Here is a 19,959-nt window from a genome sequence, read left to right as displayed (position 1 = left end):
CCGCACCCGCGCTTACATGGAACGACGCATCCAAGACGGCCTGTCGAAGAAAGAGATCATCCGCTGCCTCAAACGCTACATCGCCCGCGAGATCTACCAGGTGATCATCAAAAACGATCATGAACGTTTCGCTTGACATCTATAGGAGCATCCCCGGGTCCCGCGCCCGGTAGGCCGCGGTCCGCACCCGGAAGGGCCGCGCCGAGCTCGGTGTGGCCCTTCCGCATGTGCGCCTGCAGTTTGTCGATCTCGCCGGTGGCGAAGCCGGTCACATCCCGTCCACGACGCGGCTGACCTGCCGGTCTGGCCGTGCACGGCCATGCGCGGGCGGCGCAGGTGCGATGCCCGATTGCTATCACCCTGCATATTTGGTAGGAAATACATGTGTATCCGGCATCATGGTTGGTGCGGCGGCGGCACATCGACCTGTGCCGTCCGAACGGCTCGGCCTGTCGCTCCTGAACCTCGACCTCTCCCGGCCGGCGTGGTCACCTGCGCCGGCCGTCCTCCTTCCGTTGCCGTCCGCCGTGCCCGCCTCCGAGCGGCGCGGCCCGGCGCTCTCGCCTCCGGAGCGACCACTGTGACGTCCTCCCCCTCCAGACCCGTCCCCGCCCGTCCGCCGGACGCCGTGCCCGCGGTCCCGCCGCCCGCCGCAGGGCCGCGCCCCGGCTCGCCGCCGGCCCGGCGGGGTCGCGGGGCCCGCCGGGCCGGCGTACGGGTGCTGTCGCTGCTCGCGCTGCTCGCCCTGTGGCAGCTGGCGGCGGTCGCGGCGGGCAACCCGTCGTTCGTGCCCGCGCCCCGGGCCGTCTGGGACCAGCTCGTCCTGCTGTCCACCACTCACGACGGCGTCCGCGGCTACGGCGGTCACCTGCTCGTCGAGCACCTGGGAATCAGCCTGCGCCGCATCCTCATCGGCTCGGCGCTCGGCGTCGCGGCGGGGCTCGTCCTCGGCGTCGTCCTGGGTACGGTGCCGTGGATTCGCCTCGTGGCCGAGCCGGTCGTGACCTTCGTACGGGCCCTGCCACCGCTGGCGTACTTCAGCCTGCTCATCATCTGGTTCGGCATCGACGAGACGCCCAAGCTGTGGCTGCTCGCCATCGCCGCGCTCCCGCCGGTCGCCGTGGCCACCGCCGCGGCGGTCCACGGCGCGCCCACCGGCCTGGTGGAGGCGGCCCGCGCGCTGGGCGCCTCGCGGTGGGACGCCGTCAAGGACGTGGTGCTGCCCGCCGCACTGCCGGAGATCTTCACCGGTGTCCGGCTAGCCGTCGGGGTCGCGTACTCCTCGGTCGTCGCGGCCGAGACGGTCAACGGCGTGCCCGGCATCGGCGGCATGGTCCGCGACGCACAGCGCTACCTGCAGACCGACGTCGTGGTGCTCGGGCTGCTCGCCATCGGCCTGTCCGGGCTGCTGATCGACGGCCTGCTGCGCTTCGCGGAGACCCGGCTGATCCCCTGGCGCGGCCGCGTCTGACCCCCTCCCGCCGGTCGAACCTCGTCAACCCCCTTCCAGCGCAAAAGGAACTCCGCCATGTCACGACCACGCCTCACGCGTCTGCTCCCCGTCGTCCTGGCCGCCGCGACGGCGGCCGTACTGGCCGCGTGCGGCGACGGCACCGCCTCCGGCGGAGGCGGAAGCGGAAGCGGGGGCGGCGACGGTACGGCGGACCGCACCATCCGCATCGCCTACCAGGCCTTCCCCAGCGGCGACCTCATCGTGAAGAACAAGGGCTGGCTGGAACAGGCGCTGCCCGGTTACACGATCAAGTGGACCAAGTTCGATTCGGGCGCGAGCGTCAACACGGCCTTCGTGGCCAAGAGCGTGGACATCGCGGCCATCGGGTCGAGCCCGGTCGCGCGCGGGCTGTCCGCGCCGCTCAACATCCCCTACCAGGTGGCGTTCGTGCTCGACGTCGCCGGCGACAACGAGGCACTGGTCGCCCGGGACGGCGCCGGCGTCTCGTCCGTGGCGGACCTGCGCGGCAAGAAGGTGGCCACGCCGTTCGCCTCGACGTCCCACTACAGCCTGCTCGCCGCCCTCGACAAGGCGGGGGTGCCGGAGTCGGCGGTGACCCTGGTCGACCTGGAGCCGCAGGACATCCTGGCCTCGTGGACGCGCGGCGACATCGACGCCGCCTACGTCTGGCTGCCGACGCTGGAGGAGATCAAGAAGACCGGCAGGACGCTCATCAGCAGCCGCGAGCTGGCCACCGCGGGCAAGCCGACCCTCGATCTGGGCGTGGTGTCGACCGCGTTCGTCCAGGCGCACCCCGACGCGGTCGACGCCTGGCGCAAGGCCGAGGCCAGGGCGCTCGACCTGATCTCCAGCGACCCCGACGCCGCCGCCCAGGCGGTCGGCGCCGAGCTCAACCTCAGCAAGGACGAGGCCAGGGCGCAGCTCAGCCAGGGAGTCTTCCTCAAGCCGGCCGATCTGGCCTCGCCCGAGTGGCTCGGCACGCCGGACAAGGTCGGCGGCCTGGCGCAGAACCTGGTGAGCGCGGCGCAGTTCCTCAAGGACCAGCAGAAGATCGACGCGGTGCCCGACCTCGCCACGGTGGAGCGGGCGATCTACACCAAGGGACTTCCCGATGTCCTCGCACCCTGACGCGCCCGCCGTGCCGGCCGGCACGGACGTCGCCGCCGTCCGCCTGGAAGAGGTCGAACACGTCTACGGCGGCGCGGGAGGGCCGGTCGCCGCTCTCGGGCCGATCTCCCTGACCGTCCCTCGCGGGACCTTCCTCGTGCTCGTCGGGGCCTCCGGATGCGGCAAGAGCACGCTGCTGCGTCTCGTCGCGGGCTTCGAGAAGCCCACCTCCGGCACCGTACGGACGGGCGGCACCGAGCCCGTACCGGGCAGGGGCGCCGGGATCGTCTTCCAGCAGCCGCGGCTGTTCCCGTGGAAGACCGTGGGCGGCAACGTCGCGCTTGCCCTGCGTTACGCCGGCGTGCCCCGCGCGGAACGCGCCCGCCGGGTGCCGGACCTGCTGGAACGGGTGGGCCTGCACGACGTGGCGGACCGCCGGATCTGGCAGATCTCCGGAGGGCAGCAGCAGCGCGTGGCGATCGCGAGGGCGCTGGCGGGCGACGACCCGCTGCTGCTGCTCGACGAGCCGTTCGCCGCGTTGGACGCGCTCACCCGCGAGCGCCTCCAGGAGGACCTGCGCCGGGTGAGCGCGCAGACCGGCCGCACGTCGGTGTTCGTCACCCACAGCGTCGAGGAGGCCGTGTTCCTCGGCAGCCGTGTCGTCGTGCTCACCCGGCGGCCTGGCCGGATCGCGCTCGACCTCGACGTCGGCCTTCCGCGCACCGGGGTGGAACCGCACGAACTGCGCGCCCTTCCCGAATACGCCGCGCTCCGCGCCGAGATCGGCCGGGCCGTACGCGCCGCCGCCGCGTGACGCACCACACCAACCAATGAGGAGAGTGAGATGACCACACCGACCGCCGTCCGGCTGGACCTGCGGCCCCTCGGCCCCCACTTCGGCGCCGAGGTCGAGGGACTGGACCTGGCGGCCGCCACCGACGAGGACCTGGCCGCGGTGCGTGCCGCCCTGGTCGACCGGAAGGTGCTGTTCTTCCGAGGACAGAGCCTCGACGACGACGGGCAGGTGGCGCTCGGGCGCCGTCTCGGCGAGCTGACCGCCTCCCATCCCGTCGTCGGGGGCGTCGACGATGCGCATCCCGAGATCTACGCACTCGACAGCGCCGACAACGGCTTCGCCGACGTCTGGCACACCGACGTCACGTTCATGCCGCGCCCGCCGCTCGGCTCCATCCTGCGCGCCGTGATCCTCCCGCCCACCGGCGGCGACACGAGCTGGGCCGACGCCCAGCTGGCCTACGACTCCCTGTCCGGACCCGTGCGGGAGCTGGCCGACCAGCTCACCGCGGTCCACGACGGCAACCGGGAGTTCGGTTACTACCTGGCCCAGCGCCGGGGCTGCAGGGGCAACGTATGGGACGGCGAGGTCGTCACCCGGCTGGAGCCGGTGGAGCACCCCGTGGTCCGCGTCCACCCCGAGACCGGCCGCAAGGGGATCTTCGTCAACCCCGGGTTCACCTCCCACATCGTCGGCGTGTCCGAGGCCGAGAGCCGGGCCATCCTGGACCTGCTCTACGCCCACCTCACCAAGCCCGAGCACATCGTGCGCCACCGCTGGAGGGTCGGCGACGTCGCCATGTGGGACAACCGGAGCACGGCCCACTACGCCAACCGCGACTACGGTGACGCGCACCGCGTCATGCACCGCATCACCCTGCGCGGCGACCGTCCCTACGGCCCCGGCCGCTCCGGCCGTACGGACGGGTGAGGGGGCGCCCCGGCGCGCCGACGGCTGCGGCCGGCGCCTGAACGCCGCCGTCATCCGCCGGCGTTCAGCGTGTGAGGTGCCGGTCGAGGAAGTCGCGGAGAGTCTCGGCGAGTTCGAGGCGGTGGTCCGACAGGGCGTGGTCGGTGACGAACACCCGGTGCTCCAGAAGCGGCACCGGGTGCGCGGCGTACGCCGCCACCACCGGCTCGTGGTGCTCGGCGGCGGGGGTGACGGTGTCGCGCCCGGCCGTGCCGACGAGCAGGACCGGGCGGTCCGCGAGTCGTGGGGCGAGCCCGGCGAGGCTCCACGCCTCGCCCGCCGAGGTCATCTCCTCGACCAGCGCCTCGCCGCTGGTCCCCTTCAGCGGGAGCAGGTCCTCGCCGAAGCCCTCGACGTACGCCGCCCGCAGCGTGTCGTCCTTCCGGCAGGCGACTCCGACCCGGCCGAAGTCGAAGGCCGAGACCGACGCGGCGGCGGTGATCGACGGGTCGGCCGCCGCGGTCGTCAGGGCGGCGAAGCCGCCGAAGCTGTGCCCCGCCAGCGCCGGCCGGTCCCGGTCGAGGCGGTGCGCCGCCGCGAACTCCCGATCGCGTACGGCCGCCGCGACGCTGGCCGCGTCCTCCAGCGCGTTCGCCCACGACCAGGTGCCGCCGACGCCTCAGGAGCCGCGCCGCTCAGCTCGCCGACCGGCGGATTTTTCTCTTGCTGGATAATGCGCTCAATGAACAGCAGATACGCCCACTGCTCCCGGGAAGCGCGAGCTGCGCCGTCCTGATCACGAGCCGGTCCCGGCTGGCTGTCATCCGCCAGGCGCTGCAAGCCGTCTTGCAGGCACTCATCGTGGCCGGCCGGAGGTGGCTGAGGTAGGGACCTGATCACCCCGCCCGCCCTTTTGCCGGAAGCAGAATCCGAGCGTCGTCGACACCTCTGGAGGTGCGGGTCAGCGAGTGGAGCGGGCCATGCCCGCGAGTATTCGCGTCATGGCCCCCTCCAGGTGGCCGCGCAGCGCCGCGATCGCACGCTCGGGCCTGCCCGCCACACACGCGTCAAGAATGGCGCGGTGTTCCATCTGGCTGAGATGGCGCCGCTCGGCATCCGGCGTGGAGGCGAAGCGGTAGCGCTCGCTGTTCAGCCACACCGGCTCGATCGCCCGCGGCAGCCACCGCGAACCGGACGCGTGGTAGATCGCGAAGTGGAATTCGGTATGTGCGCGTCGTGCCCGCTCGACCTCGCCTCTGGCCAGCAGCGACTCGTGCTCGTCGAGCGCGCGCTCGGCGCGGCCCGCCACGTCGGCGTCGAAGGCCAGCGCCGCCCGCCCCACGGCCAGTGACTCCAGCTCGATGCGGATCTCGTAGGTGTCGCGCAGGTCGGCCTCGCTGAGCTCCCTGACCTTGGCTCCCTTGTGCGGGACGATTTCCACCAGGCCTAGCGCCTCCAGCCGGCGCAGCGCATCGCGCACTGGCATGGGGCTCATGTCGAGCTGGGCGGCGAGGTCGGTGAGCCTCAGGGGTGACCCGGCCTGCAGTTCGCCAGCCAGGATCATCCGGTGCAGCTCTGCCGCCGCCGCCTCTGCGAGGGTGCGGCGGGGGCTGGAGTTGTCCGGGGAGAGCTCGAAGAGCCCGCCCCGGCCGGGAGGAGTGCTCACCGGTTCTCCTCTGCCCACGGGAGAACAACCTTTTCGAGCGCATTCAGCCCGTAGAAGAGCACGATGCTGATGATGCCGAGCAGGGTCATGGCGGCGAAGGCGAGCGGGGTGTCCGCACTCGCGCCCGACTGCACGATTACGAAGCCGAGACCGGCGTCGGCACCGACGAACTCGGCGATGACCGCGCCGATGACCGCCAGCGAAATCGCTGTCTTGAGACCCACCATCACCTGCGGTAACGCATAGGGGAAACGAACTTTGAAGAATGCCTGTATACGGCTGGCGTCGTAGGACCGGACCAGCTCGGCCAGCTCGGCCGGAGTGGATTTCAGGCCGGCGGCCGTTGAGATCACGATCGGGAAGAAGCATAGCAGGAAGACCATGACGATCTTCGGAAGCTGCCCGAACCCCATCCAGACCACGAGAATGGGCGCAATCGCGATTTTAGGTACGGCGTTCACTGCGAGCAGCAGCGGGTAGATCATCTTCTCGAGCAGCCGCGAACTGGCGATCAGCATCGCGATGGGTACCCCGACGACGACCGCGAGCGCGAAGCCCTCGACCGTCTCCAGCAGGGTCACCCAGGTCTGCTGCATGAGGAAGCCGGACTGGCCCATGAAGGCGTCGACCACGTCTTTTGGCGAAGGCACCAGGAACTTCTCGATGGAGAAGGCGATCGTCGCCAGCCACCACAGCGCGATCACGGCGGCCAGCCCGATCAGGGGCAGCGCCAAGTCCGCCAGGCGGTCCTTCATGCGGGGGCCGGTGGGCGCCTTACGGCGTTGGCCCAGCGATTCGGCGGTCATGCGGCATCGCCCGTCAGCGTCGGCACCAGCAGTTCGTGCAGTTCGGCGCTGACCTCGGTGACGCGATCGGCGTGCGCGTTGTGCCCGAGCGTGCGCGGCCGGGGGATGTCCACCTCGACGATCTTGCGCAGCCGGCCGGGGCGGGGGCTGAGCACCACCACCCGGTCGGCGAGCAGTACGGCCTCCTCAATGGAGTGGGTGACGAAGATGATGGTCGTCTCCTGCTCCATGCGGATGCGCTGCAGCTCGACCGACAGCTCCTCTCTGGTGAGCGCGTCGAGCGCGGAGAAGGGCTCGTCCATGAGCAGGACATTGGGGTTTTGGATCAGTGAGCGGCACAGCGAAACGCGCTGCTGCATGCCGCCCGACAGTTCGTGCGGCAGCCGCTTCTCAAAGCCGGCCAGCCCGACGAGCTCGAGTAGCTCGTGCGCTCGCCGGCGGCTGGCCGCCTTGTCCAAGCGGAGGATCTCCACGGGCAGCATGATGTTGTCCAGCACCGTGCGCCAGGGCAGCAGCGCCGCACGCTGGAACATGAAGCTGACGTCCTGCCTGGGTTTGGTCACCGGCTCACCGGCGACTGTGATCGTCCCGGACGTCGGCTGCAGCAGCCCGGCGACCATCCGCAACATGGTCGACTTGCCGCAGCCGGAGCGGCCCACGAGCGTCACGAACTCGTTGCGGCGTACCTCGAGGTTGATGTTGTCCAGCGCATGGACCTCGCCTTTGCGTCCGGCAAAGACCTGCGAGACGTGCTTGAGCTTGATCACGTGCCCCCCTAACCCTGCGGGGCCACGGCGAAGTCGACGACCTGCTCGGGAGACAGCCCGGCCGTGATCGCACCCGCCTCGGTGAGAATCTTGATGTTCGCCTCGACCCTGGCCTTGTCAACGGCGCCGACTCTGGCGCCCTCTGGCGCGACGTAGGGGGCCATCGCCTGGACCTCGGCGACAGCGACGACCGCGTCCTGGGTGGGCTGGTACTTCTTGAGGATCTCGCCGGTCTCCTCGGGGTGGGTGATGGAGTACTCCAGGCCCTTGAACAGTGCGGCGGCGAACTTCTTGACCAGCTCGGGCTTGTCCTGAACCAACTTGCTGGAGGCCAGCAGCGCGTTGCCGTACAAGTCGGGCAGGGCATCGCCGTACGAGAGGACGACGGCCTTCTTCCCCTGCGCGGCCTTCTCAATGAGCGGCTGGCCGACGACGAACTGACCGATCGCGTCGATCTTGCCACTGGCGAGCAGCTGCGGCAGTGCGGGCGGGGCGGATGGGACGAACTTGACCTTCGACTCATCGATGCCGACGGCTTTGGCGTAGACCGGGAAGGTCACCTGGTTGGTGGAGCCCGGCTGGTCGCCGACGGTCTTGCCCTCCAGGTCCTTCGGCTCGGTGATGCCGTTGCCCTGGAGCGAGATGATTGCGGCCAGCGACTTCTGGTGCACCATGCCGACCGCGGTGACGGGCAGCTTCTCCTTGGCCACCGTGATCAGGGTGGTGGTGAAGTCGCCGGCGCCGAAGTCGGCCCGGCCGCTGGCCAGCAGCTTCATCACGTCGACGGTGCCGCTGCCCGGCTTGATGTCGATGTCGAGCCCGGCCTCCTTGAAGTAGCCCTTCTCCCGGGCGACGTAGACATAGGCGTCGCGGCCGAAGGTGTTGAACGATGTCAGGTAGTTGACCGACTCGGTGGATCCGTCGGCTTGGCCCGCGGTGTCGCTTCCACCGCCACATGCGGCGGCCATGAGCACGACCACGGCGGCACCGGCAACGCGGGCGAACCAGGTGACCTTCATTGACACTCCCTTCACAGGTCCCTAGCGCAAATGAGACATCTGTGCCAGAAACACGCTTTGCGTACTCATGGCGGCGGGTCAGGCCCCGCTTGCCGCCTCCTCGGACCTTCCGAGAAAAGCCCTGGCGTTCTCCTGGCCGACCTGCCGCACAAAGTCGGCATCGCGGTGGGACAACAGTGCGACGGGATCGTCGCTGCCCATGGGGAACGGCCAGTCGCTGCCGAGGACCATGCGGTCCGCGCCGAACACGCTCACCGCGAGATCGACGACATCGGGATCGTGGGCCAGACAATCGGTGTAGAAGTTGCGGATCGCTTCCCGCAGCGGCACTGCGAGCGCGGGCACGTCTGGCCGCTCGGTGTCGGCGCCCCGCTGCCAGCGCCCGAGTACGGCTGGCACGCAGCCGCCGCAGTGCACGAGCAGGAAGCGCAGCCCGGGGTGGCGGGTGACGACTTCGCCGAAAAGCAGCTGGGCAACGGCCACGGAGGTCTCGTACGGGTTGCCCAGCAGGTTGGCCAGGTAGAACTCGCTCAGCCGCGCATCGGGGCTGCTGCCCGGGTGCAGCATGACCGGTCGGCCGTCGGCCGCCAGGCGCTGCCACAGAGGCTCGAACGACGGGTCGGCGAGGCTGACCGAACGCCCGCCGGCCGAGGCCGCGAACCCGGCCCAGCCGTCCTCGGCCAGCAGCCGGTCGAGCTCGGCCACGGCGACCTCGGGGTGCTCCAGCGGGAGGTAGGCCATCGGCAACAACCGGGGCCGACCGGCCACGGCCCGCCGCATGCCGTCGTTCAGCGCCCGCACCCAGCGCGCCGCATCCGCGGCGTGCAGGTGCTGGCGGAAGAACGGCGGCGGCGCGGAGACCGCGGCCGCATCCAGGGACCGCTCGCCGAGCCACGCCTCCAGCGCCTCTGGCTGGTTCAGCCGCGGCGGTCCTCCGTGCGAGCCGTCGACGGCGAGGCGTCCGCCGTCGAAAGAGACTCCGGGCAGCTCGGCGACTTCGGCTTCGCCTAGGACGGGCGCGAGGTGGGTGTGCAGGTCGATGCCGGCCATCGGTGGGGCTGGCCTCCTTCGGTGGTGTAGAGGGGCTGAGCTAGGCGAGAGAGACGTGGACCACGCGGTTGCGGAGCTCGCCGAGCCCCTCGACCCGGGTGACGAGTTCATCGCCCTCGGTGAGGAAGATCTGCGGCTCGCGTGCGTTGCCGATACCGCTGGGTGTGCCGGTCAGCACGACGTCCCCGGCGCGCAGCGTCATCCCCCAGCTCAGCTCGGCGATGATGCGCGCGAAGGAGAACGCGGTCTGCCGCGTGCTCGCCTGCTGCAGCCGCTGGCCGTTGAGGTCGAAGGTGATCGTCAGGTCGTGCGGGTCCGGCACCTCGTCGGCCGTGGTGAGCCACGGTCCCAGAGGCATCGTGCGGTCGATGCTCTTGCCCTTGAGCCACTGGCCACCGTGCGCCCGCTGCAGGTCACGCTGCGAGACGTCGTTGGCGACCAGGTAGCCGGCGACGTGCTCAAGCGCCCGCTCCTCCGGAATGGATCTGCCGTCGCGGCCGATGACCAGGGCCACCTCCGCCTCATAGTCCCACTTGGCGGAGATGTCCGGGTCCCACGCGATGTCGTCGCGTGGGCCGATCACGGTGTCGGGCCCCTTGGTGAAGAAGGTCGGGTGCGCGGGCCGTTCCTTCGGGTCCTGGCCCTCCCGCTTGCCCTGGGACTCCTCGAAGTGGTCCCAGTAATTCCAACCGGTGCACAGCACGTCGCGGTTGAAGCGGCGCAGTGGTGCGAGCAGGTCGAGGCCGTCGAGCGGGTGCCGCGGCGCGCCCTGCGCCGCGGCACGCACCGCGTCCCGAGCCTCGGCACCGCCGCGTACGACGTCATCGGGCAAGGGAGCCGTGGCGGGCAGCACCAGGGCCTCCTCGCCCTCCACGAGGCCGGTGCGGATCTCGCCGTCGAAGCGGATGGCGGCCAGCTTCATGTCAGCTGTCCCCGTCCTGGATCACCGCGATCGCGTTGATCTCAATGAGGTAGTCCTTGTTGACGAACTTCGACACCTCGACGAGCGTCGAAGCGGGAGCCACGCCGGTGAAGTACTGGCGGCGGACCTCGTGGATCGCGGCGAAGTCCTCCATGTTGCGCACGTAGACATCGACTCGGGCGATGTCGTCGAGCGTGCCACCGGCCGCTTCCACGGCGGCCTTGAGGTTCTGGCACACCTGGTGCGTCTGGGCGGCGACGTCCCCGACACCGGTGACGCCGCCGTCCTTGTTGCGCGCGGTCATCCCGGAGATGAAGACGAGGCGGCCACGCGCCTCAGCCATGGTGGCCTGGGCGAAGTGCCCGTTGGGCGTCGCCAGCTCAGCGGAACGGATCTCCTGCTTGGGCATGGTCTCTCCTGTTCGAATTCCTGATAGCTCAGCGCGCGTCGTCCGCGCTGCTGTACCACTCGGGCTGGGTCGGGTAGTGCGGACCGTCGTAGACCTCGAGCAGGACCGTGTCCTCCTCAGCGTGCGTGGGCCCGTGCAGGCTGCCCTTCGGGTTCCAGTAGAAGGAGCCCGGAGTGAGAGTCAGCCCGGTCGGCACGTACGTGTAGCGCCCCTGCAGGCAGAACATGAACTGGTTGGAGGCGTGCGAGTGCCGCGACGGGATGCCCGAGCCCTTCTTGAAGCGCACGAGGGCGATCGACGCCCCGGTCTCGTCGTTGCGCCAGAGCATCTTGTGCGACAGGCCCTCGAGGGTCTTGTCGATCCACTCCAGGTCGCCGGTGTGCAGGAGGATCTCCCTGAAGCGGCCCATGGCTTCGCCATCGGGACCGGTGACGTCCTGCTCGCGCGAGCGGTCGGGGGCCTCCCCGCTGTACACCGCGGGTTCGGAGAGGTTGTTCTCCCACTCCGCCCTGGAAATGCCCGGAGGGCAGGGCAGCTCAGGCAAGGTTCTCTCCCAGGCACTTGAGCTCGACAAGGCGGGAACGGTAACGGCTCCCGCCACGGTTGGTGAGCATGTGGACCTCGCCCGGCTCGCGGTAGACGACGCCGCCGACCGGCTCGTGCACCAGACGGGGGTCGCCGCCATGGATCGAGTCGATGCGGTTGTCGGCCGCCTCAAGGGCGATCACCAGATAGGGGTTGAGGTGGTGGTGCCACGGCTGTGACTGGCCTGGCTCCAGTTCGATCTCCCAGACCCGCACCTGCTCGTTCTCGAAGACGATCTTCTGGCCGACGGGGCCGAGCTCCACGGGCTGCCCGTCGGGGCCGAGCACGGGTTCGTTGTCAGTCATGCTTCCTCCTTGAAGCGGATCGGAGCGCGTCCGGAGATGCGCTGGTAGAAGGCCGCGGCGACGTCCTCGTCCGAGGCGGGGTCGAAGGGCACGATCGCGGCGACGTGCGCGTCGGGCCTGAGCAGGACGAGAGTGTCGGTGTCCACACCGAATCGGCGGCGCACCCGGTCTGCGGGGTCGAACAGGGCCCGGTCGCGGAGTCCGGAGTCGTGCGGTGCGTCCCAGCGGGAGACCACGAAGCGCCGCAGCGCGGGGCTGTCCTGGGCGGGTACGCGCGGGCGCCGCCGGGTGTCGGTGAAGTAGAGCGCGACAAAGGAGTCGGCGGCGAGGTCGTGCAGGTAAACCTGCCCCTCGGGGCCGAAGAGCGGCAGGTCGGGAGCGCGGTCCCCGGCGCGCACCGGCAGCGGAGTCGAGCCGGTCTTGAACATCGACCAGTCGCCAGTGCCGTCGATGTCGAGGCGGACCCCGAGCAGGCCGCGGGTGAACGCGTTGCCCCAGTTGCCGTCGGTCATCGCCTCGACGGCCTCACCCCGGCGGCTCATGTAGGAGCGGGCCGCCTCGGCCATCTGGCCCGAGCCCTTGACAGCGACCGGCGCCTGCTCCACCTCGTAGCCGGCGAGCAGTGACTCGTCGGCCCAGCCACGCAGCACCCAGGCGAGCCGCCACGGCAGGTTGGAGGCGTCGAGCACCCCCGTGTTGAGGCCGAGCGCCCACATCGGGGTGATCAGATGCGCGGCGTCGCCCATGAGGAACACCCGGCCGTCACGCCACTGCTCGGCCACGCGGTGGTGGACGGTGTAGATGTTGGTGCCGAGCACTTCGATGCCGTCGACCTCGCCGATGAACCGTGCGGCCTTGTCGCGTAGCTCCTCGTGTGTCGGTTCGCCGGCGCCCTTCGGCAGGGGGTAGAGGAAGCGCCAGCAATGCGGCTGGCGGACCAGGATCATCCACTCCGAAGGGTCGGAGAAATAGGCGAGGTAGGGGTAGTCGCGAGGGTTGGCGATGTCGAGGTCGGCCTTGAGGTCGACGAGCATGTAGCGCTCGTCGAGGGTGTGACCCTCCACCGTGATGCCGAGCTGCTCACGCACCTGTGAGCGCCCGCCGTCGCAGGCCAGCAGATAACGGGCCTTGACGTGTCGCTCACCGTCCGGGGTGTCGAATGTCAGCTCAACGTGGTCGTCTTGCTGCTTGAAGGTGGTCAGCCGGTGCGCCATGTGCAGCATCCCCTGCTCGCGCGCCTCGAAGCTGCCGCGCAGGACCGGCTCCAGGTGGTGCTGGGGGATGTTGATGACGAACGGGAAGCGGGTGTCCTCGATGAGCTCGCCGGTGCGCACGCTCAGTGTGGGTTCGTTGGTGACCCGGTCGATCTCGCCGATCTCGTCGATGCGCAACGAGGCGCGCAGTACCTCGGGCAGCGCACCGTAACGGTGCAGCACCTCCAGCGTGCGGGTGAGCACGGTGCCGGCCTTGGTGTCCAGCGAGAGCCGGTCGTCCTCCTCGAAGACGGCCACCGGCACGCCGTAGTGGGTCAGCCCGAGGGCGGTGATCAGTCCGACGGGGCCGGCGCCCACCACCGCGACGGGCAGGATCTCCCCGTCTGGCGTCCTGGATTCGGTCACTTGGGGGTTCACTCCTTCGGGTAGGCGCGGTCGCGGCTGAGCTGCGAGCCGGTCATGGTCGCCGCGTCGGACAGCAGGAAGAGCAGGGGGCCCACGACGTCCTCGGGGGTGCCGATGCCGATCGTGCGCGCCCAGTGCTCCCGCTCGCCGCCCGTGGGGTTGGCGGCCTGGAACTGCGGGGTGTCGATGACGCCCGGGGCGAGGACGTTGACCCGGATCCGATGCTCGGCCACCTCGGCGGCCAGCGATTTCGCGAAGGAGATCAGTGCGCCTTTGCTGGCGGCGTAGGCGGAGGCCTCGGCCCGGCCCATGTGCGCCAGGCCCGAGGTGAAGACCACGATCGAGCCGGAACGGCGCTTGGTCATCGAGGGCAGCACCGCCTGGCAGGCCCAGACGACGCCGTCGAGGTTCACGCCGAGGACCCGGCGCCACTCCTCAGCCGGCATGTCGGCCACTTTGGTGCGGGGCTGGATGGCCGCGCCGGCCACCAGGCCGTCGATGTGGCCGTACCGGGCGAGGACCTGATCGACGGCTGCGAAGACCGCCTCGCGGTCGGCGACGTCGACGGTGATCTGCTCCACCCCGGGCGCACCGTCCAGGTCGGCCGTGTGCGCGATGTCGAAGACGACGGCTGTCCCGCCGGCGGCGCCGATCCCCCGGGCGAGGGCCGCGCCGATCCCGTTGGCTCCGCCGGTGATGACGACGACCCCTCCGGTCGCGTCGAAGCTGGCTCTCATGCTCTGGTGCCTCCTGTCGTCCTGGCTCACGCGTCCGCCGGCTCGTCGCCACCGGGCAGGTCGGGCAGCGTGGCGCTGACCTGCCCGGCCGTACGGCGGAGCGCGTCGAGGACGCTGGCCTCGACGCGGACCCCGTCGGTGACGGCGGCCGCGCGGTTCTCCGCCTCGATCTGGCCGGGCAGGTACAGCCGCTCCACCCCTGGGGCGGTCGGTGAGCCGGTGACCTCGGCGGCAAGGCGCCCCATCCGTTCGGCGAAACCGGCTGGATCGCCGAACATGGCGACGTCCAGGGCCATGAAGAAGTGGGCGCAGTTGTTGGGCACCGAGACGTCGGCGTACAGGCCACGGACCCCCTGGCCGAACGCCCCGCCAGACAACACGCCGGTGAGCACGTCGATGATCAGGGCTAGGGCGAAGCCCTTGTGGCCCGCGGCGGGCAGGAGCATGCCGGCGATGGCCGCCTGCGGGTCGGTGGTGGGCCGACCTTCCGCGTCGGAGGCCCAGGTGGGCGGGATCTCGCGTCCTTCAGCGGCGGCGAGGCGGATCTTGCCGAGGGCTGCCTCGGACAGCGCCATGTCGAGTACCACCGGTGGTCCGTCGGGCATCGGCACGCCGACGGCGAGCGGGTTGTTGCCGACCACGGGTGCCGCGCCGCCGACGGCGGGCATCAGCGGCCGGGTGTTGGCCGCGGCCACCCCGATGCAGCCCTCGCGCACCGCCGCCTCGACATAGCGGAACGCGCCGCCGAAGTGGAAGGAGTTGCGGACCGCGACCGCTCCGATGCCGAAGGACTTCGCCTTGGCTACCGCGAGCGTCATCGCCTGGTCACCGGTGAGCTGGCCCAGCGCGTGCCCCGCATCGAGGACGGCGACCGCGCCGGCGTCGACCACGACCTCGGCCTGCTCCTTACGGCTGACGGAGCCGGCGCGGATGCGGTCCACGTACATCGGGACGAGCATGGTCCCGTGCGAGGCCACCCCGCGCATGTCCGCCTCAACCAGGGCCTCCGCCACGGTCCGCGAGGCGGCTTCGCTGAACCCGACGGCCTGGAAGACCGTGCTGACCGAGTCGCGTAGCCAGTCGGCGGACACGAGCCCGTCGTGGTCCCACCGTGTCAGACCAATCACTCAATTCCCCCCAAACCACTCATCTTGGAGCCAGATCCTGGGATATCTCATATCAAATGTCAACTATCAAATCGCTATGTGAGACGAGGGCGAGGCTGTGAGTGATCTTCGTTGCTGTGTGACCGTGCCAGGGGCTGTGTTCCGCTGAACGCGACGATGCGCCCTCTGGCGAGGAGCGACGGCGATGTCGATGGCGCATGGCGTGGGACGGACGGTCCCCGTAGACGGCGCTCTCGCTCCTCCGCGTACGCCTCACGGTTTCCCTCGGATCCGTGACGCGGCGGCTTCCGCTCGTTGAACTCGAACGGGCTGATCCGCGCCGGGTGACCCCCTTCGACCAGCGCGGGTCACTTCGCCGCGCCCCCGCTCGGGACCCATCCCTCCCGCTCCGCGGCGCCCCCGCCGAGTGGGGCGTCGTATGCCTTCGCCGGATGGGGGTGCCGCTCGGCGTCCTGATCGCCGCGTTCCACGGTGGGCGCTGTGGCAGGTCGCCCGCGTCCACCGGACGGACGGCGTCCAGGTGCGGGAACTGAACTACGTCCTCGCCGGCATCTGCCCAAGCGCCGGCTCAGTCGTCGAGGCCGATCGCGAGCAGGAGGAGCGCGAGATGCGGGAGTGGGAGGAGGCGGCGGCGGCGCGTCTGCGCCACCGCGCCCCACCACCGTCCCCGGATCAGACCGGTGTCCAGAGTCGTCCAGCGCAACCCTGTGGCGATGGTGGACTACGGCGCCCTGGAGGCGTACGAGCCGGACACTGCAGGGGAGGACTTCGAGGCGAACGATCCGTCCTACCAGGACGGCCTGCTGACCGTCGCGCCGGGGTTCCTCGGCTTCGACGTCCACTCGGATGTCCCGCTCTGCGTCACGACCGAGACGTACACGCGCCGCCCGCCCGTGGAGACCAGGGGATGGCAGCACGTCGTCGAGGTCGGCTACTCCAGCGTCAGCGGCGAGATCAGGCTCGCCCACCCGTTGGGCGACGACCCGCTGCCAACCTCGCCGTCCGGGGCAGGGGCCACTACCGCATCAGGGTTCACTACTCCTGGGACAGGTCGGAGGACGGCGGCGCCGTCCGGCAACAGCTGCTGATCACGCCGTACCCGGGACGGGGTAACCGCGTCGTCGTCCATCGCGCCCGCGACAAGCCCTGACCGCTCCGCACGTCCCGCCGACCGGCAGGCCGGACGCGATCCCGAGACGGACACCACTGCGGGACCGCAGGGCGGCCGGCGGAGCGGGCAGGGCTGTGCACGTACCCGCTCCGACCAGGGGGTTGGAGTTCGTCAGGTACGTCCGGTGCGGGCCGCGCGGCGGGCACCGGGGAGCGACGTGGACACCAGGATCACCTCGTGCCGCGACCGGAGGACGACGACCGCGATGCGCTGGCGCACGGTCAACTCCCCTCTCTCGGTCAGGGCGCGCGTCGCGGTGGCGGCGCGCGTGATCATTGGCGAGTGTACGGAAACAGTCCCGGGCCGCAAACGCGTTTTTCGCCCGTTCTCTCACGTAACGATCTCCAGGATCACGAGAGAAGATCTGAAGGACACCTTTCACGGGATCCGATGGGAGAGCGCATGCAGGTCCACGACCTGTCCGGGGGCGACGACGTCCTCACCCGCGTCGTGGGGGTCGCCCACCGCGCCTCGGAGCGGTACGGTCTGTCGCCGGACGCCGCCGTGACGTTGCTCAACGTGTCGGAGAACGCCACCTTCAAGGTCGACGACGGTGGCACGACGGCGATCCTGCGGGTCCACCGGCTCGGCTACCACCCGCCGGAGGCCATCGCCAGCGAGCTCGCCTGGCTGGAGGCGCTGCGCGACGACGCGGGCGTCGTCACCCCCCGCGTGCTGCCGGCGCGCGACGGGTCGCGGGTCGTCACGGTGGAGGACCCCGGCTTCGAGCCCCGCCACTGCGTGATGTTCGAGTTCCTGCCCGGCGCCGAGCCGGCCGAGGACCGGCTGGTGGAGGAGTTCGAGCGGCTGGGCGCGCTGACCGCGCGCATGCACTGCCACGCCCGCGCCTGGGCGAGTCCTCCGTCCTTCACCCGGTTCCACTGGGACCTGGACGCCGCCTTCGGCCCGGCGCCCCGGTGGGGCAGGTGGCAGGACGGCCTGGGCGTGGACAAGGAGGCGCACGCCGTGCTCGCCCGGCTGGAGGCCGAGCTGCGCCGCAGGCTGGAGCGGTTCGGCAAGGGCCCGGACCGGTACGGGCTCATCCACGCCGACCTGCGCCTGGCCAACCTGCTCGTGGACGGCGAGGCGGGGATCGGCGTCATCGACTTCGACGACTGCGGCCTCGGCTGGTACCTCTACGACCTCGGCGCCGCCCTGAGCTTCATCGAGCACCGTCCCGAGGTGCCGCACATGGCGGAGGCGTGGGTGCGCGGCTACCGGTCCGTGCTCGACCTGCCGGAGGAGGACGAGGCCGAGATCTGGACGTTCATCATGTTCCGCCGCCTTCTCCTCGTCGCGTGGATCGGCTCCCATTCGGCCGCCGACATCGCCGGGGAACTCGGGGCCGGTTACACCCTGGGCAGCTGCGAGCTGGCCGAGCGCTATCTCAGCGGATCATGACGGCGCGGGCGGACTCCTGGGCGGTGCGGGTGGCGAGCGCGCCCGTCAACTTCGGCGTCTACCGCGCCGGCGGCGCGCCGCTGCGGCCGGGCGAGATGCTCGCGACGATGCGCGAAGCCGGGTACGACGGCACCGACTCCGGGCCGATCGGCTACCTGGGGACGGCGCGGAGCCTGCCCGCCCATCTGGCGGAGCACGGTCTCGGGCTCGCGGGCGGGTGGGTGGACCTCCGCTACGGCGACCCGGACGGCTTCCGGGAGGACCTGGCCACCCTCGACGCCGCCCTCGACGTGTTCGCCGCCGTCCGCGACGCGATGTGTGGAGCCGGGTCCGACGGCTCGGGAGGCGAACGGGACGGGCGGGCGGCGGGGGAGGCGTGGACGGCCGACCCGCGGTTCGCGCCGCGGCCCACGCTCGCGTGCCCGGACCGGCCCGAACGGTTCGCCCGTCCCGGCATGCCCCCCGACACCCGGCTGTCCCTGCCCGACGGCGACTGGCCCGCGTACGCCGCGCGCGTCGGGCAGGCGGCGGCCCGCTGCCGCGACCGCGGCCTGGAACCCGTCTTCCACCACCACCTGGGCACCGACGTGGAAACCCCGGAGGAGATCGAGCGGCTGCTCGGGCTGACCGACGTCTCGCTGTGCCTGGACACCGGGCACCTGTGGCTGGCCGGGGGCAACCCCGTGGCGGCCATCCGCGAGTGGTCCCCGCGCATCCGGCAGGTGCACGTCAAGGACGCCTCCCGGGACATCCTCGCCCGGGTCCGCGCGAGGGGCGGCGACCTGTGGGACCTGGTCGCGGCGGGCGGCTTCCCGCCGCTCGGGCGGGGCGACCTGGACCTGCCCGCCGTGCTGGCCGAGCTGCGGCGGTCGGGTTACGAGGGCTGGATCGTCGTCGAGCAGGACGTCCCGGCCTTCCGCGCCGCCGACGCCGAGGCCCTCGATCGGGCCGTCGCCGACCAGCGGGCCAACCGCGCCGCCTTCGGCGAGGCCCTGCGCGCCGCCGGCCTCGCCTGACCGAGCCCGGCCCGCCCCGGTCTCCCCGCACGTGCGCGAGCCGGGGCGGGCGTCCGGCCGAAGCGCGGGAGGCGGCGCGAGGCGATCATAGGGACATGACGACCAGCGAGATCTACGCCGGATTCGCCGCTCGGGAGGCGCGAGGCGTGTCCCCGGCGTACGAGCGCCTGGCGCTCGCGGTCTCCCGCGACCGCGAGATGCTCGCGCTGCTCGGCGCGCTCCCGCCGGCGAAGCGGCAGCCGAACCTGCTGTTCGGCGTCGTACGGTTCCTCGGCGGCCCGGTCGAGGACCCCGCCGCGTTCCGTGACTACATCCTGGGGAACTGGCCGGCGGTCGAAGCGGAGATGCGCACCCGGTCCGTACAGACGAACGAGGCCGGGCGGTGCGCGGTGCTGCTGCCGGTGCTCGCCGCGCTGCCGCAGCCGCTCGCCCTGCTGGAGGTCGGGGCCTCGGCCGGGCTGTGTCTCTATCCCGACCGGTACGCCTACCGCTACGGCGAGCACCTGGTCGGGTCCGGCGAACCGGTCCTGGACTGTGCCGCGACCGGGGTGGCGCCGCCGGCCCGCCTACCCCGGGTCGTATGGCGGGCCGGGCTCGACCTGAACCCGCTCGACGTGACCGATCCCGCGGACGTCGCGTGGCTCGACGCCCTCATCTGGCCGGAACACGTGCACCGCCGGGCCCGGCTGCGGGCCGCGGCGTCCGTCGCCGCGGCCGAGCCGCCGCTGCTCGTGCGCGGCGACCTGGTGGACGACCTGGCGGCGCTGGCCGCGCGGGCGCCGCGGGGCGCGACGCCCGTGGTGTTCCACACCTCGGTCCTGTACCAGGTACCGGCGCCGAGGCGGCAGGCGTTCGCCGAGCTGGCCCGCGGGCTGCCGGGGCACTGGATCGCGAACGAGGCCCCGGACGTGCTCGCGTACGCCGGGCTGCCGCGGCCGCCGGGCACGGCGCTGTTGAACGTCCTCGCGCTGGACGGGACTCCGCTCGCCTGGACCCGGTCGCACGGGCAGGCGATCGCCTGGTTCGCGTGACCCGGTACGGTCACGTCGATCGGGAGCCGGAATGGTCCGGCC

General features: G+C 71.1%; 23 protein-coding genes. 9 read left to right on the top strand and 14 right to left on the bottom strand.

Translation table 11 applies throughout. The features are described from left to right. Nucleotides 1–384: 384 nt before the first annotated feature. The 5 genes from HHX30_RS43745 to HHX30_RS19115 all read left to right on the top strand — a co-directional run bounded on the left by HHX30_RS43745 (nucleotide 385) and on the right by HHX30_RS19115 (nucleotide 4,307). A complete protein-coding gene (locus tag HHX30_RS43745) occupies nucleotides 385–462 on the top strand; it encodes a putative leader peptide (protein ID WP_396704436.1) in 78 nt (25 codons plus the stop codon). Nucleotides 463–580: 118 nt separating this feature from the next. Further along, entirely contained in the window at nucleotides 581–1,471 is an 891-nt protein-coding gene (locus HHX30_RS19130) for an ABC transporter permease (RefSeq protein WP_311922601.1), read from the top strand. 57 nt (nucleotides 1,472–1,528) lie between these two features. Then, complete coding sequence (locus tag HHX30_RS19125; protein WP_169983318.1) at nucleotides 1,529–2,602, top strand: ABC transporter substrate-binding protein; 1,074 nt, start codon at nucleotides 1,529–1,531, stop codon at nucleotides 2,600–2,602. Further along, nucleotides 2,586–3,395, top strand: a complete 810-nt coding sequence (locus HHX30_RS19120) for an ABC transporter ATP-binding protein (RefSeq protein WP_169983317.1) — start codon at nucleotides 2,586–2,588, stop codon at nucleotides 3,393–3,395. Before HHX30_RS19125 ends, HHX30_RS19120 begins: the two co-directional genes overlap by 17 nt. Nucleotides 3,396–3,425: 30 nt before the next feature. After that, entirely contained in the window at nucleotides 3,426–4,307 is an 882-nt protein-coding gene (locus HHX30_RS19115) for a TauD/TfdA family dioxygenase (protein WP_169983316.1), read from the top strand. A gap of 64 nt (nucleotides 4,308–4,371) precedes the next feature. Here the strand turns inward: HHX30_RS19115 and HHX30_RS19110 are convergent, their stop codons facing one another. The 14 genes from HHX30_RS19110 to HHX30_RS42740 all read right to left on the bottom strand — a co-directional run bounded on the left by HHX30_RS19110 (nucleotide 4,372) and on the right by HHX30_RS42740 (nucleotide 16,001). Next, nucleotides 4,372–4,635: a hypothetical protein gene (locus HHX30_RS19110; RefSeq protein ID WP_169983315.1), complete on the bottom strand. Its 264-nt coding sequence runs from the start codon at nucleotides 4,633–4,635 to the stop codon at nucleotides 4,372–4,374. A gap of 612 nt (nucleotides 4,636–5,247) precedes the next feature. After that, nucleotides 5,248–5,952: a GntR family transcriptional regulator gene (locus HHX30_RS43305; protein ID WP_211592194.1), complete on the bottom strand. Its 705-nt coding sequence runs from the start codon at nucleotides 5,950–5,952 to the stop codon at nucleotides 5,248–5,250. Then, a complete protein-coding gene (locus HHX30_RS19100; protein ID WP_211592193.1) occupies nucleotides 5,949–6,758 on the bottom strand; it encodes an ABC transporter permease in 810 nt (269 codons plus the stop codon). Before HHX30_RS19100 ends, HHX30_RS43305 begins: the two co-directional genes overlap by 4 nt. Beyond that, complete coding sequence (locus HHX30_RS19095) at nucleotides 6,755–7,525, bottom strand: ABC transporter ATP-binding protein (protein WP_169983314.1); 771 nt, start codon at nucleotides 7,523–7,525, stop codon at nucleotides 6,755–6,757. Before HHX30_RS19095 ends, HHX30_RS19100 begins: the two co-directional genes overlap by 4 nt. An 8-nt stretch (nucleotides 7,526–7,533) precedes the next feature. Further along, nucleotides 7,534–8,544 carry an ABC transporter substrate-binding protein gene (locus HHX30_RS19090; RefSeq protein ID WP_211592192.1) on the bottom strand — a complete coding sequence of 337 codons (1,011 nt, stop codon included), beginning with the start codon at nucleotides 8,542–8,544 and terminating at the stop codon, nucleotides 7,534–7,536. 78 nt (nucleotides 8,545–8,622) lie between these two features. Next, complete coding sequence (locus tag HHX30_RS19085) at nucleotides 8,623–9,594, bottom strand: amidohydrolase family protein (RefSeq protein ID WP_169983313.1); 972 nt, start codon at nucleotides 9,592–9,594, stop codon at nucleotides 8,623–8,625. A 40-nt stretch (nucleotides 9,595–9,634) separates the two neighbouring features. After that, entirely contained in the window at nucleotides 9,635–10,516 is an 882-nt protein-coding gene (locus HHX30_RS19080; protein ID WP_169983312.1) for a fumarylacetoacetate hydrolase family protein, read from the bottom strand. 1 nt (nucleotide 10,517) lies between these two features. Next, nucleotides 10,518–10,925 carry a RidA family protein gene (locus HHX30_RS19075; RefSeq protein WP_169983311.1) on the bottom strand — a complete coding sequence of 136 codons (408 nt, stop codon included), beginning with the start codon at nucleotides 10,923–10,925 and terminating at the stop codon, nucleotides 10,518–10,520. A gap of 28 nt (nucleotides 10,926–10,953) precedes the next feature. Next, the gene (locus HHX30_RS19070) at nucleotides 10,954–11,469 is read right to left on the bottom strand and encodes a cupin domain-containing protein (RefSeq protein WP_211592191.1); all 516 of its coding nucleotides are present in this window, start codon (nucleotides 11,467–11,469) and stop codon (nucleotides 10,954–10,956) included. After that, a complete protein-coding gene (locus HHX30_RS19065; protein ID WP_169983310.1) occupies nucleotides 11,462–11,815 on the bottom strand; it encodes a hypothetical protein in 354 nt (117 codons plus the stop codon). Before HHX30_RS19065 ends, HHX30_RS19070 begins: the two co-directional genes overlap by 8 nt. Next, the gene (locus tag HHX30_RS19060) at nucleotides 11,812–13,434 is read right to left on the bottom strand and encodes an FAD-dependent monooxygenase (RefSeq protein ID WP_169983309.1); all 1,623 of its coding nucleotides are present in this window, start codon (nucleotides 13,432–13,434) and stop codon (nucleotides 11,812–11,814) included. The genes HHX30_RS19065 and HHX30_RS19060 overlap by 4 nt, the downstream gene beginning before the upstream one ends. Nucleotides 13,435–13,442: 8 nt before the next feature. Beyond that, nucleotides 13,443–14,171 (bottom strand): SDR family NAD(P)-dependent oxidoreductase, encoded by a 729-nt coding sequence (locus tag HHX30_RS19055; RefSeq protein WP_169983308.1) that lies wholly within the window; start codon nucleotides 14,169–14,171, stop codon nucleotides 13,443–13,445. A gap of 26 nt (nucleotides 14,172–14,197) precedes the next feature. Continuing rightward, entirely contained in the window at nucleotides 14,198–15,298 is a 1,101-nt protein-coding gene (locus HHX30_RS19050; protein WP_211592190.1) for an Ldh family oxidoreductase, read from the bottom strand. Between the two features lie 568 nt (nucleotides 15,299–15,866). Further along, the gene (locus HHX30_RS42740; protein WP_283246810.1) at nucleotides 15,867–16,001 is read right to left on the bottom strand and encodes a hypothetical protein; all 135 of its coding nucleotides are present in this window, start codon (nucleotides 15,999–16,001) and stop codon (nucleotides 15,867–15,869) included. Between the two features lie 10 nt (nucleotides 16,002–16,011). Between HHX30_RS42740 and HHX30_RS19045 the strand changes: the two genes are divergently transcribed. The 4 genes from HHX30_RS19045 to HHX30_RS19025 all read left to right on the top strand — a co-directional run bounded on the left by HHX30_RS19045 (nucleotide 16,012) and on the right by HHX30_RS19025 (nucleotide 19,917). Next, nucleotides 16,012–16,386: a hypothetical protein gene (locus tag HHX30_RS19045; protein ID WP_169983307.1), complete on the top strand. Its 375-nt coding sequence runs from the start codon at nucleotides 16,012–16,014 to the stop codon at nucleotides 16,384–16,386. Between the two features lie 485 nt (nucleotides 16,387–16,871). After that, entirely contained in the window at nucleotides 16,872–17,870 is a 999-nt protein-coding gene (locus tag HHX30_RS19035) for a phosphotransferase enzyme family protein (RefSeq protein WP_169983305.1), read from the top strand. Further along, nucleotides 17,867–18,886: a sugar phosphate isomerase/epimerase gene (locus tag HHX30_RS19030; protein ID WP_169983304.1), complete on the top strand. Its 1,020-nt coding sequence runs from the start codon at nucleotides 17,867–17,869 to the stop codon at nucleotides 18,884–18,886. Before HHX30_RS19035 ends, HHX30_RS19030 begins: the two co-directional genes overlap by 4 nt. A gap of 95 nt (nucleotides 18,887–18,981) precedes the next feature. Then, nucleotides 18,982–19,917: a DUF2332 domain-containing protein gene (locus HHX30_RS19025; RefSeq protein WP_169983303.1), complete on the top strand. Its 936-nt coding sequence runs from the start codon at nucleotides 18,982–18,984 to the stop codon at nucleotides 19,915–19,917. Nucleotides 19,918–19,959: the final 42 nt, after the last annotated feature.

This window comes from Microbispora sp. H10836, assembly GCF_012999525.1.
Lineage (GTDB): Bacteria > Actinomycetota > Actinomycetes > Streptosporangiales > Streptosporangiaceae > Microbispora.
Note: the sequence above shows the minus strand (reverse complement) of the source record. Positions and strands in the feature narration are given on the sequence as shown.

Bases quoted from the DNA above. Each gene is read 5' to 3' on its own strand.
- HHX30_RS19065 (WP_169983310.1), bottom strand. From the start codon at position 11,815: ATGACTGACAACGAACCCGTGCTCGGCCCCGACGGGCAGCCCGTGGAG.
- HHX30_RS19075 (WP_169983311.1), bottom strand. From the start codon at position 10,925: ATGCCCAAGCAGGAGATCCGTTCCGCTGAGCTGGCGACGCCCAACGGG.
- HHX30_RS19025 (WP_169983303.1), top strand. From the start codon at position 18,982: ATGACGACCAGCGAGATCTACGCCGGATTCGCCGCTCGGGAGGCGCGA.
- HHX30_RS19115 (WP_169983316.1), top strand. From the start codon at position 3,426: ATGACCACACCGACCGCCGTCCGGCTGGACCTGCGGCCCCTCGGCCCC.
- HHX30_RS19085 (WP_169983313.1), bottom strand. From the start codon at position 9,594: ATGGCCGGCATCGACCTGCACACCCACCTCGCGCCCGTCCTAGGCGAA.
- HHX30_RS19110 (WP_169983315.1), bottom strand. From the start codon at position 4,635: ATGACCTCGGCGGGCGAGGCGTGGAGCCTCGCCGGGCTCGCCCCACGA.
- HHX30_RS19035 (WP_169983305.1), top strand. From the start codon at position 16,872: ATGCAGGTCCACGACCTGTCCGGGGGCGACGACGTCCTCACCCGCGTC.
- HHX30_RS19090 (WP_211592192.1), bottom strand. From the start codon at position 8,544: ATGAAGGTCACCTGGTTCGCCCGCGTTGCCGGTGCCGCCGTGGTCGTG.
- HHX30_RS19120 (WP_169983317.1), top strand. From the start codon at position 2,586: ATGTCCTCGCACCCTGACGCGCCCGCCGTGCCGGCCGGCACGGACGTC.
- HHX30_RS19055 (WP_169983308.1), bottom strand. From the start codon at position 14,171: ATGAGAGCCAGCTTCGACGCGACCGGAGGGGTCGTCGTCATCACCGGC.
- HHX30_RS19045 (WP_169983307.1), top strand. From the start codon at position 16,012: ATGGTGGACTACGGCGCCCTGGAGGCGTACGAGCCGGACACTGCAGGG.
- HHX30_RS19125 (WP_169983318.1), top strand. From the start codon at position 1,529: ATGTCACGACCACGCCTCACGCGTCTGCTCCCCGTCGTCCTGGCCGCC.
- HHX30_RS19080 (WP_169983312.1), bottom strand. From the start codon at position 10,516: ATGAAGCTGGCCGCCATCCGCTTCGACGGCGAGATCCGCACCGGCCTC.
- HHX30_RS19100 (WP_211592193.1), bottom strand. From the start codon at position 6,758: ATGACCGCCGAATCGCTGGGCCAACGCCGTAAGGCGCCCACCGGCCCC.
- HHX30_RS19030 (WP_169983304.1), top strand. From the start codon at position 17,867: ATGACGGCGCGGGCGGACTCCTGGGCGGTGCGGGTGGCGAGCGCGCCC.